The 11,558-nt window shown below is 73.9% G+C and carries 13 protein-coding genes; 2 read left to right on the top strand and 11 right to left on the bottom strand.

All coding sequences use genetic code 11. The features are described 5' to 3' along the window. Positions 1–62: 62 nt before the first annotated feature. The 11 genes from ndk to ET471_RS11210 form a co-directional block, all read right to left on the bottom strand. Positions 63–512, bottom strand: coding sequence for a nucleoside-diphosphate kinase (ndk, locus tag ET471_RS11255; protein ID WP_129188384.1), 450 nt, complete (start codon positions 510–512; stop codon positions 63–65). 89 nt (positions 513–601) lie between these two features. Then, positions 602–1,039: a DUF4233 domain-containing protein gene (locus tag ET471_RS11250; protein WP_129188382.1), complete on the bottom strand. Its 438-nt coding sequence runs from the start codon at positions 1,037–1,039 to the stop codon at positions 602–604. Then, positions 1,036–2,706 (bottom strand): MDR family MFS transporter, encoded by a 1,671-nt coding sequence (locus ET471_RS11245; protein WP_129188380.1) that lies wholly within the window; start codon positions 2,704–2,706, stop codon positions 1,036–1,038. The genes ET471_RS11250 and ET471_RS11245 overlap by 4 nt, the downstream gene beginning before the upstream one ends. A gap of 93 nt (positions 2,707–2,799) precedes the next feature. Continuing rightward, positions 2,800–3,435 (bottom strand): TetR/AcrR family transcriptional regulator, encoded by a 636-nt coding sequence (locus tag ET471_RS11240; protein ID WP_129190921.1) that lies wholly within the window; start codon positions 3,433–3,435, stop codon positions 2,800–2,802. Positions 3,436–3,516: 81 nt separating this feature from the next. Continuing rightward, positions 3,517–4,224 (bottom strand): dihydroxyacetone kinase phosphoryl donor subunit DhaM, encoded by a 708-nt coding sequence (dhaM, locus tag ET471_RS11235; RefSeq protein WP_129188378.1) that lies wholly within the window; start codon positions 4,222–4,224, stop codon positions 3,517–3,519. Between the two features lie 4 nt (positions 4,225–4,228). Then, on the bottom strand, positions 4,229–4,864 hold the full coding sequence (gene dhaL / locus ET471_RS11230) for a dihydroxyacetone kinase subunit DhaL (protein WP_129188376.1): 636 nt from the start codon (positions 4,862–4,864) through the stop codon (positions 4,229–4,231). Positions 4,865–4,878: 14 nt separating this feature from the next. Next, on the bottom strand, positions 4,879–5,886 hold the full coding sequence (gene dhaK, locus ET471_RS11225) for a dihydroxyacetone kinase subunit DhaK (protein ID WP_129188374.1): 1,008 nt from the start codon (positions 5,884–5,886) through the stop codon (positions 4,879–4,881). A gap of 153 nt (positions 5,887–6,039) precedes the next feature. Next, on the bottom strand, positions 6,040–7,455 hold the full coding sequence (locus ET471_RS11220) for a bifunctional folylpolyglutamate synthase/dihydrofolate synthase (RefSeq protein ID WP_129188372.1): 1,416 nt from the start codon (positions 7,453–7,455) through the stop codon (positions 6,040–6,042). 31 nt (positions 7,456–7,486) lie between these two features. After that, complete coding sequence (locus ET471_RS18990; RefSeq protein WP_342586034.1) at positions 7,487–7,735, bottom strand: response regulator transcription factor; 249 nt, start codon at positions 7,733–7,735, stop codon at positions 7,487–7,489. Further along, positions 7,681–8,151 (bottom strand): response regulator, encoded by a 471-nt coding sequence (locus ET471_RS11215; RefSeq protein ID WP_342586033.1) that lies wholly within the window; start codon positions 8,149–8,151, stop codon positions 7,681–7,683. Before ET471_RS11215 ends, ET471_RS18990 begins: the two co-directional genes overlap by 55 nt. Continuing rightward, entirely contained in the window at positions 8,148–9,344 is a 1,197-nt protein-coding gene (locus ET471_RS11210; protein WP_129188370.1) for a sensor histidine kinase, read from the bottom strand. The genes ET471_RS11215 and ET471_RS11210 overlap by 4 nt, the downstream gene beginning before the upstream one ends. A 160-nt stretch (positions 9,345–9,504) precedes the next feature. On the opposite strand from ET471_RS11210, the gene ET471_RS11205 reads away from it, so the two are divergent. Next, on the top strand, positions 9,505–10,221 hold the full coding sequence (locus ET471_RS11205) for an ABC transporter ATP-binding protein (RefSeq protein WP_129188367.1): 717 nt from the start codon (positions 9,505–9,507) through the stop codon (positions 10,219–10,221). An 11-nt stretch (positions 10,222–10,232) separates the two neighbouring features. After that, entirely contained in the window at positions 10,233–11,531 is a 1,299-nt protein-coding gene (locus tag ET471_RS11200; protein WP_129188365.1) for an ABC transporter permease, read from the top strand. The last annotated feature ends 27 nt before the right edge of the window (positions 11,532–11,558 follow it).

The following is an 11,558-nucleotide window of genomic DNA, read 5'->3' as shown; positions in this document are numbered from 1 at the left end:
CCAGAGACGGCGGTGGCCCGGCCGACGTCGTCGACCGGGCCACCGTGCCATCGGGAGGGCCGTCAGAGCCCCGGGAACCAGAGCGCGATCTCGCGGGCGGCCGACTCCGGCGAGTCCGAGCCGTGCACGATGTTCTGCATGACCTTGCTGCCCCACGAGCGGGCGAAGTCGCCGCGGATCGTGCCGGGCGAGGCGAGCGTGCCGTCCGTCGCGCCCGCGAGTGAGCGGAAGCCCTCGATGACGCGCTGGCCCTCGACGACCACCGCGAGGATCGGCCCCGACATCATGAAGTCCACGAGCGGCTGGTAGAAGTCCTTGCCCACGTGCTCGGCGTAGTGCCGGGCCAGCAGGTCCTCCTTGGCGTTGACGAGCTCGACGCCGACCAGCGTGTAGCCCTTCGCCTCGACGCGGCGCAGCACCTCGCCGGCCAGGCCGCGGCGGACGCCGTCGGGCTTCACCAGGACGAGCGTGCGCTCGATGGGGGCGGTCTCAGGCGTCGTCTGCGTCGTCATGACCGAAGACTAACGGGGCCGCCGGGAGTCCCGGCGGCCCCGTCCAGGGTCCGTCCACAGGGCGGCGCGGCATGGCGGCCGCCCCGCCGTCACATGTTCGGCGCGGTCTCCGGGTGGGCGTCGTCGTACGCGCGGCGCTCGCGGTCGACACGCGTTCCGATGCGCAGCGAGGCCACCCACATGGCCACGAACACGACCGCGACCAGGAACATCATCGTCAGGAACAGTCCTGTGGCGATGACGAGCACCTGGGCGATCGTGCCGCCCGCGATGCCGGCCGGGCTCGCCGTCATGCGCGAGAGCACGAGCAGCAGCACGAACAGCACCCCGCCCGCGACCCAGATGGCCGTGGGGCTCGACAGCGTGACCGGGCCCTTCTCGAAGCCGCTGTCACGCAGCCCGTACAGGGCCACGGCAGCGAACGCGACGACGAACGCCTCGAGCTGGAGGGTCATGGACGTGAACTGGACCAGCGCCGACTTCTTCGGCTTGATCCGGTCACCGGGGACGGGCCTGTCCTTGCTCACCGGGCCAGCGTATCCGCGGGCTCGCCCGCCTCGGGCGTCGCGGGCGCCGCGCCCGCGACGTCAGCGGCCTCGTCGTGCCCCGCCGCGGGCGCGGCCACGGCCTCGCCGCGGGCGACCATGCCGGCCTCGTTCGACAGCTTGACCTCGCGCAGGAACAGCGCGAGCACGAACCCGATCAGCACGAGCGGCACGAGGTACCAGAAGGACGGCGCGAGCGCATCGGTGAACGCGTCGACGACGCCCGACCTGACCGGCTCCGGCAGTGCCTGGACGGCCTGCGGCGTGAGGCTGGTGCCGTCGAACCCGGCCCCGCCGCCCGCTCCGCCGCCGAGCCGCGCGGCCAGGTCGGTGAAGTTGTCGGTGAGGCGCGAGGTGAAGATCGTCGTGAAGGCGGCGGTGCCGACGGCGGCGCCGATCTCCCGGAAGAAGTTGTTCGAGCTCGTCGCGGTGCCGAGCTCGTGCGGGTCCACGGAGTTCTGCACGGCCAGCACGATCGTCTGCATGATCAGGCCCATGCCGGCGCCGAGCACGAAGATCATCGCGCCGAACAGCACCATCGACATCTCGCCCGTGATCTGCGTGAGCCACGCGACGCCCGCCGCGGTGATGAGCAGGCCGACGATCGGGTACAGCTTGTAGCGGCCCGTCTTGGTGATCGCGATACCCGACGTGATCGCCGTGGCCATGAGGCCCACCATCATCGGCAGCATGAGCCAGCCGGACTTGGTGACGCCGGCGCCGGTCGACATCTGCAGGAACGTGGGCAGCATCGCCATCGCGGAGAACATGCCCGCGCCCAGCACGAGGCCGATGAGCGTGGTGATGGTGAACGTGGGGTTGCGGAACAGGCGCAGCGGGATGAGCGGCTCCGCCACGCGCAGCTCGGTGACGACGAACGCCGCGACGGCGAGCACCGTGGCGATCACGAGCCCGAGCAGCTGCGGCTCGGCCCAGTCGTACGAGGCGTTGCCGAGCGACTTCCACGAGGTCAGCAGCACGATGCCGGACGTGCCCAGCACCATGAACATGATGCCCAGCCAGTCCACCGGCTTGCCCGCCCGGTGCGTGGGCAGGCGCAGCGCGTACCACGCGATGACCCACGCGGCGACGCCCACGGGCACGTTGACCCAGAACGTCCAGCGCCAGCCGGGGCCGTCGGTGAGCCAGCCGCCCAGCAGCGGCCCGACGACGGCGGAGATGCCGAACAGGGCGCCCATGGGGCCCATGTACTTGCCACGCTCGGAGGCGGGCACGACGTCGGCGATGACGGCCTGCGACAGGATCATGAGACCGCCGCCGCCCAGGCCCTGCACGGCGCGCGCCGCGACGAGCATGCCGAACGAGGGCGCCGTCGCGCCGAGGACCGACCCGACGACGAACAGGCCGACGGCGACGAGGAACGGCCAGCGCCGGCCCCACAGGTCGCCGAACTTGCCGTAGAGCGGCATCACGATCGCGATGGCCAGGATGTAGGCGGTGATGACCCAGCCCTGGTGCTCGACGCCGTTGAGCTCGCCGACGATCGTGGGCATCGCGGTGCCGACGATCGTCTGGTCGAGCGAGGACAGGAACATGGAGGCCATCAGCGCGCCGAAGATCAGCCAGACGGTGCGCGGTGTGAGCACGACCAGGGGCTTGTCGGGCGCCGTGGTGACGGCGTGACTCATGGAGGGGACCTTTCGTGGCAGGGGTGCGGTGGCCGCCGGCGTCGTGGACGGTGGCGGGTCGCGGTTCCGGGAGGCGGGCGGACGCCCGGGGGGCTAGGTCGCGAGCAGCGCTCGCAGCTCGGCGACGGCCGCGGGGAGGTGCGCCGCCGCGTCGCCGGCGTAGCCGTCGCGCTCCCACGCCACGGCCGCCGAGCGCAGCAGCACCACGACGATCATGGCGAGCGTCTCGTCGTCGACGGGGACGGCGTCGGGGTCCACGGCGCGGCGGGCCGCGAAGAGCGCGGTGAGGTCCGCCTTGTACCGCTCCATCCACAGCACCTGACGGTGCAGCAGGCGCGGGTGGGAGCGGGCGATCTCGTGCGCGCACCGGGCGCGGCCCTCGTCGGGCGACACGGACTGGAGCACGGAGGCGACGACCGTCTGGAGGTCGGCCATGAGATGGCCGGTGGGGCCGCCGGCCGCGAACCGGGCGGCGGCGTCGACGTCGATCGTGACGTCCTCCAGGCCGAGCACGGCGTCGTCCTTGGAGTCGAAGTAGTTGAAGAACGTGCGGGCCGAGATGCCGACCCGGGCGCTGATCATCTCGACTGTGACGTCGTCGAGGCCCTGGGCCAGCACGAGCTGCTGGGCGGCGTCGACGATCGCGCCCCGGCGCGCGACCTTCTTGCGCTCGCGCAGACCAGGCTCACGCCGGCCGGGCCGCTCGGACGCGGCCGCGACGGGGATCATCACGCGCCAATTCTGCACTCGGTGCAGAATTTCATCAAATGAACTTTTGGTGACGTGGGCCACCTTTGGCCACCCCGGCGGTCAGGCCTCCCCGAACCCGCCGTCGATGAGTCCGACGACGGCGCGGACGGCCTCCCGCGCCCCCGCCCCGCGTGCGCTGACCTCGAGCTCCTTGCCGCCCGTCGCACCGAGGGCGAGCAGCTGGAGCACGCTCGAGCCGTCGACCCCGCCCACCGAGACGGGCACGCCCAGGTCCGCGATCGCGCGGGCGAGCTGCGCGGCCGGCCGGGCGTGCAGGCCGAGCGGGTTGCGCACCGTCACGTGCTCGGTGACGACGCCGTCGGCGGTGGCCTCGCCCGGCTCAGCGGCAACGGGCGGAGCGGGCGCAGCAGGCGCCGAGGCCGCGAACGTGCCGCCCGCCTCCTGCGCAGCGGCCTGCACGGCGTCGAGCGCGCCGCCCTGCTGGGCCGCCACGGCGGCCGCGACGGCCCCCTCGACGAAGGGTGCGTCCGCCAGCACGACGCGCCCGGACCACGCGTCCTCGATCTCGAGGGCCGACTCGACGGTGAGCACCGCGGAGCCGAGGTCCGCCAGCACCACGACCCCGTCGGCCTCCACGAGGGCCCGCTCCACGGCCCCGGTGACGATGTCGAGCGACGTGCCCAGGCCGCCGTCGAGCGTCCCCGCGGCAGGCAGGAGCGGGACGTCGGGGGCCATCTGCCCCGCGAGCTCGACGGCACCCTGCGCGAGCAGGGCGGAGTGGGAGACGAGCACGAGGGCGACCGTCATCGGGTCACGGCTCCTCGGCCGCCGCGACGGCCGCGGCGAGCAGCAGGGCCGTCGAGCGGGCTCCCGGGTCCTCGTGGCCCGCGGAGCGTTCGCCCAGGTAGGAGGCGCGGCCCTTGGTCGCGACGAGCGGGATGGTGGCCGTGGCGCCGGCGTCGGCCGCCGCGGCCGCGGCCTCCAGCACGGCGAGCGTCGTCGCGCCGTCGGCGCCGGCGGCGGCCTCCGCGGCGGGCTGCCACGCGTCGACCATGGTCTTCTCCCCCGTCGTCGCGTGCCCGCGCGCCGTGATGCCCTCGACGGCCGCCTCGAGCAGGGCGACGACCGCCGGGGCGTCGAGCTCCTCGCGGTCCGTGACCTTCGCCGCGCGCAGGAACGCGGTGCCGTACAGCGGGCCGGCCGCGCCGCCCACGGTGGACATCAGCGTCGTCGCGACGAGCTTGAGCACCGCGCCGACGGTCTCGTCGGCGGCGGCGGGCGTCGCGTCGAGCTTGGCGACCACCGCGCGGAAGCCGCGGTCGAGGTTGTGGCCGTGGTCGCCGTCCCCGATCTGCCGGTCGAGCTCCGTGAGGTCGTCCTTGGCGGCGGCGACCGTCGCGGCGGCCTGCGCGGCCCAGCGTCGCGCCCACGCGGCATCGAGGGTCATGGGATCGAGCTCCTTCACCAGTGCATGGCCGCCGTGTGGACGGGGGCGTCCCACAGCTGCTCGAGCTCGTCGTCCAGCCTCAGGAGGGTGATCGACGCGCCCTGCATCTCGAGGGAGGTCACGTAGTTGCCCACCAGGGAGCGCGCGACGGTCACGCCGCGCTCCTCCAGGAGGGCACGCGCCCGACCATAGACCACGTACAGCTCGGACTGGGGCGTGCCGCCCATCCCGTTCACGAACAGCAGCACGCGCTCGCCGGAGGCGACGTGCAGGTCGTCGGCGACCGGCTCGAGCAGCAGGCGCGTGATCTCGGAGGCCGACGTCATCGCGATGCGCTGCCGCCCCGGCTCGCCGTGGATGCCGATGCCGATCTCGATCTCACCCTCGCCGAGGTCGAAGGACGGCTTGCCGACGTGGGGCACGGTGCACGCGGCGAGCGCCACGCCCATGCTGCGCACGTTGGCCACGACGCGCTCCGCGACCGCCTGGACGCCAGCCAGGTCGTCGCCGCGCGCGGCGGCCGCCCCGGCGATCTTCTCGACCATGACCGTGCCCGCCACGCCGCGGCGCCCGGCCGTGTAGAGGGAGTCCTCGACGGCGACGTCGTCGTTGACCAGCACCGTGGCGACCTGGACGTCCTCGGCCTCGGCGAGCTCGACGGCCGTCTCGAAGTTGAGGACGTCGCCCGTGTAGTTCTTGACGATCGCGAGCACGCCCGCACCGCCGTCGGCGGCCTGGATCGCGGGGGTGATCTGGTCCGGCGTCGGCGACGTGAAGACGGCGCCGGGCACCGCGGCGTCGAGCATGCCCGCGCCGACGAACCCGGCGTGCAGCGGCTCGTGGCCGGACCCGCCGCCCGAGACGAGGCCGACCTTGCCGGCGACCGCGCCGCCCGCACGGCTGACGAAGACGGGCCCGGCGCCGTGCAGGCCGTGCACCTCGACCAGGTCCGCGTGCGCGGCGGCGAACCCGGTCAGGGAGTCGTCGACGGCGTTCTCGGGGTCGTCCAGCAGCTTCTTCATCGGTGTGCTCCTCCCCATGGGCCCGCGTCGGGGCCTCCCCGCCCATTCCACACCTGGTCGGCGGGGTCAGCCACCGCGTCGGGCGCCTCCTCGGGCGCCTCCTCGGCCGCCGCATCGGCCGCCGGTGAGGCGCGGGCCGCCCGGGACGGTCGGCTACGGGCGGCCGAGCAGGATGCGCGCGTCCGCGACCGTGACGACGCTGCCCGTCACCAGCACGCCCGTGCCGACGCCGACGCCCACGGCGTCGTCGCGCTCGGCGAGGTCGGTGGCGACCTGGAGCGCCTCGTCGAGCGACTCGACGACGTGGACCCGGTCCTCGCCGAAGATCTCCTCGGCGATCTCGCGCAGGTCGAGCGGGTCGGCGGAGCGGTCGGAGCTGTTGCGCGTCAGGACCACCTCGGCCAGCACCGGCTCCAGGGTGGCGAGCAGCCCCTCGGCGTCCTTGTCGCCCATGATGCCGACGACGCCGATCAGCCGCGTGAAGTCGAAGACCTCGTCGAGCGTCGCGACCATGGCCTCGGCCCCGTGGGGGTTGTGCGCGACGTCGACCAGGACGGTCGGCGAGGTGCGGACGAGCTCCAGCCGGCCGGGCGAGGTGACGCCCGCGAACCCGGCCTCCACGACGCCGGCGTCGAGCGCGCCGCCGCCGGACAGCAGCGCCTCCACGGCCGCGAGCGCCAGCAGCGCGTTGTGCGCCTGGTGCTCGCCGTGCAGCGGCAGGAAGATCCCGGTGTAGAGGCCGGCGGGCGTGCGCAGGTCGACCACCTGCCCGCCGACGCCGAGCTGGCGGCCGGCGACCTCGAGCTCGTAGCCCTCGCGCAGCAGGTGCGCGCCGACGGCGTCGGCCCGGGCGCGCAGGACGTCGGCGACGACGGGCTCCTGGAGCGACACGACCGCCGTCGCGCCGTCCTTGATGATGCCGGACTTGGTGGTCGCGATCTGCTCGAGCGTGTCGCCGAGCCAGCGCTGGTGGTCCATGCCGACGGGGCTGACGACGGCGACGTCGCCGTCGGCGACGTTGGTCGAGTCCCACGTGCCGCCCATGCCGACCTCGACGACGGCGACGTCGACGGGCGCGTCGGCGAACGCGGCGAACGCCATGACGGTGAGCACCTCGAAGAAGCTCAGGCGCGGCCCGCCGGCCTCCTGCGACTCGCGGTCGACGACGCCGATGTACGGGGCGACGTCCTCCCACACCTCCACGAACCGGGCGGCGCTGACGGGGGCGCCGTCGACCTGGATGCGCTCGGTGACGCTGGTGAGGTGGGGGCTGGTGAACAGGCCGGTGCGCAGGCCGTGCTCGCGCACGAGCGACTCGACCATGCGGGCCGTGGACGTCTTGCCGTTGGTGCCGGTGAGGTGCACGACGCGGTACGCGCGCTGCGGGTCGCCCAGCAGCTCGAGCACGCGGCGGACGCGGTCGAGGGTGGGGTCGATGTCGTGCTCCGGGGCGCGGGACATGATCTCGCGGTACACCTCGCGCAGGGACTCCTGTGCGACGGCCTCCTCGGCGGCGGCCTGCGCGGCCTTGCGGTCGTCCTGCCGGCGGTCGGTGTTTCGGCTGCTCACCGGACCAGGATAGGTGAGGGGCCCGGGCGCCTCAGGACTGGGGGCGCACCAGCCCGTTCTCGTACGCGGCGATGACGAGCTGGGCGCGGTCGTGCGCGTGCAGCTTGGTCATGACGCGGTTGACGTGCGTCTTGGCGGTGTGCGGCGAGATGACGAGGTCGCGCGCGATCTCGGCGTTGGACAGGCCCCGCCCGACGAGGGTCAGGATCTCGACCTCGCGCTCGGTCAGGTCGCCCAGCGCCTCGGGCACCTGCCCCGGGACGGCGTCGGCGGGGCGCACGTACCGGTCGATGAGCGTGCGCGTCGCCGTCGGCGACAGCAGCGCGTCCCCCGCGTGCACGGCCCGCACGGCCGCGACGATCTCGTCCGGGTCCGACCCCTTGCCGAGGAACCCGCTCGCCCCGCGCGCAGCGCGCCGACGATGTAGGCGTCGTCCTCGAACGTCGTCAGCACCAGGACGCGCACGTCCGCGAGCGCCGGGTCGTCGCAGATCTCCCGGGTGGCGGCGATCCCGTCCATGCCGGGCATGCGGACGTCCATGAGGACGACGTCGGGCCGCAGCCGGCGGGCGAGCTCGACGGCGCGCCGCCCGTCGCCGGCCTCGCCGACGACGTCGAGCCCGTCGGCGTGGCCGACGAGGTCGACGACGGCGGAGCGCACGAGCGCCTGGTCGTCCGCGACGAGGACGGAGGTCACGGCTGGTCTCCCGGGGTGTCGGTGGGCAGGTCGACGACGACGCGCCACACGCCGGCGCCGTCGTCGCCCGAGGTCATGGTGCCGCGCACGGACTCGACCCGCTCGGTCATGCCGACGACGCCGAGCCCCGTGCCGACGCTCAGCGGCGCGACGCCGGTGCCGATCCGGTTGGTGACGGTGACGCGCAGGCTCGCGGGCAGGTACTCGAGGAGCAGGTGGGCGCGCGCGTCGGCGCCGTGCTTGTGCGCGTTGGTGAGGGCCTCCTGGACGACGCGCAGCGCGGTGGCGTCGACGGCGCCCGGGAGGTCGCGGGGCTCGCCCTCGACGCGGCGCCGCACCGCGAGCCCGTGGACGCCGAAGTCGCGGACGACGTCGTCGAGCCGGGCGAGGCCCGCGGGTCCGGCGTCGGACGCGGTGGGGTCGCGCAGCGCGGCCATGAGGTCGCCGATCTCGGTGAGGACGTCGCGCGACGACGTCCGGATGACCGCCAGGGAGCGCGCGGCGTCGTCGGGCCGTGTGGCCAGCGCCGACGACGCGGCGCCGGCGTGCAGGTTGATGACGGCGATCTGGTGGCCGACGACGTCGTGCAGGTCGCGGGCGATCGACAGGCGCGCCTCGGCGACCCGGCGGCGGGCGATGGCGTCGCGCGTGGCCTCGGCGCGCTCGGCGCGCTCGCGGGCCTCGGTGAGCTGCTCGCGCTGCGAGCGGGCGGCCTCGCCGAGCGCCGCGCCGAGCAGGACGACGAGGACGTGCTGCGTCTGCCACCGGCCGCCCGCGAAGGCGCACCCGGCGACGGCCAGGGCGACGCCGCTCACGACCAGGGTCGCGGTGCGGCGGGGGAGGTGCTGGACGGCCGTGAACACGGCGACCGCGACCGCGACGACCGTGCTGGCGTCGAACGCGCCGACCGCCGTGGCCGCGACCACCAGGCCGAGCGTCGCGGCCAGCGCGGCGCGCGGGAAGCGGCGCCGGGCGAGGAGCACCAGGACGGCCGCGGCGGCGAAGCCCATCACGCGGCCCGACCAGTGCAGGCCCACCGCGTGGTGGTCGCGCGCCGGGTCGAAGTCCGTGAGGGCGCTGAGCAGCACGGCGGCCGTGGCCATGACGGGCCCGAACCACGGCCAGGTCCAGGGAGGTCGCGTCGACACGGGGGTCAGCGGCGTGGCCCCTCGGCGGCGGATCGCTTCCTTCATGGCGACCAGCATCGCCCATGCCTCCGCGCCCGGCGTCGCACCGGCGCGGTACCCGGCGTACCGCGGACGCGGTACGCGAGTGCCCACGACCGCGGGATTCCCCGAGGCCGCCGTTCCCGGAGAGTGGTGGCCAGACCGCACGCCCCACGGAAGGGACTCCATGTCCGCACCACTGATCTCGGTCAGAGACCTGCACAAGACCTACGGCTCCGGCGCCAACGCGTTCCACGCGCTGCGCGGCATCGACCTCGACATCCACGCCGGGGAGTCGCTCGCGATCGTCGGCAAGTCCGGCTCGGGCAAGTCGACGCTCATGCACCTGCTCGCCCTGCTGGACCGCCCGACCTCGGGGTCGATCACGCTGCACGGCACCGAGACCTCGGGCCTCGGCGAGCGGGAGCTCAACCGGACGCGCAACGCCGAGTTCGGGTTCGTCTTCCAGCAGTTCTTCCTCAACGCGCAGAACTCGGTGATGGACAACGTGACGATGCCGCTGACGATCGCGGGCGTCCCGGCGCGCGAGCGCAAGGCGCGCGGCCTCGCGGCGCTCGCGCAGCTCGGCATCGAGGACAAGGCCGGCAACAAGGCCAACGACCTGTCGGGCGGGCAGAAGCAGCGCGTGGTCATCTCTCGCGCGCTCATCAACCGGCCGTCCGTGATCTTCGCCGACGAGCCGACGGGCAACCTCGACTCGAACACGGGCGCCACGGTCGAGTCGATCCTCTTCGACCTCAACCGCACGCAGGGCATCACGCTCGTCGTCGTCACGCACGACGAGGAGCTGGCCGCGCGCTGCGACCGCGCCGTGACCATCGCCGACGGGCTCATCGTGCCTGCGGGCGACAAGCCCACGACCGGCCAGCCCTCGACCGAGTAGGAGGTGGCCGCGTGAAGGCCCTCGACGTCCTCAAGCGCGCGAACGCCAACGCGTTCCGCTCCAAGCTGCGCACCACCCTGACGGCGCTCGCCATCGTCATCGGCGCGTTCGCCCTCACCCTGACCAACGCGCTCGGCGCGGGCGTGAACTCCTTCATGGCCGACACGGTCGCGACCATCGGCGTCGACAACGTGCTGACGGTCACGCCGCTCGACGAGGACGCGCCCGCGGGCGACGGCCCCGCGGTGTTCGACCCGGACCGCGCGACGATGTCCGGCGGCCCGATGGCCGGCGCCTTGGGCCCGACCCTCGCCCTGACCGCCGCCGACCTCGACACGATCGCCGCGACGCCCGGCGTCCTCGACGTCTCCCCGATGCGCATGGTCGCCCTCGACTTCGTCCAGGCCGACGGCTCCCAGCCGTACCAGGTGTCCCTCGGGATGGCGCTGCCCGGCATGCACGTCGAGCTCGCCGCCGGCTCCAACGTGGACCTCACCGCCCCCGAGCCGCAGGTGATCCTGCCGACGTCCTACGTCACGCCGCTCGGCTTCGCCACTCCCGCCGACGCCGTGGGCGCCACGGTCGACCTCGGGCTCACCGACGCCACCGGCACGATCGTCACGCAGCCGGTGACCGTCGTCGGCATCGCGGAGCCGGGGCTGCTGGGCTCCGCGGGCGCCATCCCCAACCCGGCGCTCACCGACGCGCTCTTCGACCTCTCCCGCGTCGGCCGCGACCCCGGCGCCCCCGTGCTGCACATGGCGGCGTTCGTCACCTACGACCCGGACGCCGGCGAGGAGGCGACCGCCGACCTGCAGGCCGCCCTGGCCGCCGAGGGCTTCGACTCCATGACCGTCGACGACCAGCTCGGCATGTTCACCTCCGTGATCGACACGGTCGTGTTCGTGCTGTCGTCGTTCGCCGTCATCGCGCTCGTCGCGGCGTCCATCGGCATCATCAACACGCTGTTCATGGCGGTGCAGGAGCGCACCCGCGAGGTCGGCCTCATGAAGGCCATGGGGCTGTCGTCGGCCAAGGTGTTCGCCCTGTTCTCCGTCGAGGCGACCGTCATCGGCCTGCTCGGCTCCGCGGTCGGCGTGCTGGTCGCCATGGTCACGGGGCGCATCGTGTCCGACGCGCTCGCGGGCGGCATCCTCGCCGACCTGCCCGGCCTCAACCTGTTCGTGTTCGAGCCGCTGACGGTGCTCGCCGTGGTCGCGGGCGTCATGGCGGTCGCGTTCCTCGCCGGCACGCTGCCCGCCCTGCGGGCGGCCAAGGCGGACCCGATCTCGTCGCTGCGCTACGAGTGACCCGACCCGTCCCGACGACGACGGCGC

It is taken from the genome of Xylanimonas protaetiae, from assembly GCF_004135385.1.
GTDB classification, from domain to species: Bacteria; Actinomycetota; Actinomycetes; order Actinomycetales; family Cellulomonadaceae; genus Xylanimonas; species Xylanimonas protaetiae.
Note: the sequence above shows the minus strand (reverse complement) of the source record. Positions and strands in the feature narration are given on the sequence as shown.

What these genes read in the sequence shown, in the direction of transcription:
- ndk (WP_129188384.1), bottom strand. Translation starts at nt 512, where the DNA reads ATGACGACGCAGACGACGCCTGAGACCGCCCCCATCGAGCGCACGCTC.
- ET471_RS11245 (WP_129188380.1), bottom strand. Translation starts at nt 2,706, where the DNA reads ATGAGTCACGCCGTCACCACGGCGCCCGACAAGCCCCTGGTCGTGCTC.
- ET471_RS11240 (WP_129190921.1), bottom strand. Translation starts at nt 3,435, where the DNA reads ATGATCCCCGTCGCGGCCGCGTCCGAGCGGCCCGGCCGGCGTGAGCCT.
- dhaM (WP_129188378.1), bottom strand. Translation starts at nt 4,224, where the DNA reads ATGACGGTCGCCCTCGTGCTCGTCTCCCACTCCGCCCTGCTCGCGCAG.
- dhaL (WP_129188376.1), bottom strand. Translation starts at nt 4,864, where the DNA reads ATGACCCTCGATGCCGCGTGGGCGCGACGCTGGGCCGCGCAGGCCGCC.
- dhaK (WP_129188374.1), bottom strand. Translation starts at nt 5,886, where the DNA reads ATGAAGAAGCTGCTGGACGACCCCGAGAACGCCGTCGACGACTCCCTG.
- ET471_RS11210 (WP_129188370.1), bottom strand. Translation starts at nt 9,344, where the DNA reads ATGAAGGAAGCGATCCGCCGCCGAGGGGCCACGCCGCTGACCCCCGTG.
- ET471_RS11205 (WP_129188367.1), top strand. Translation starts at nt 9,505, where the DNA reads ATGTCCGCACCACTGATCTCGGTCAGAGACCTGCACAAGACCTACGGC.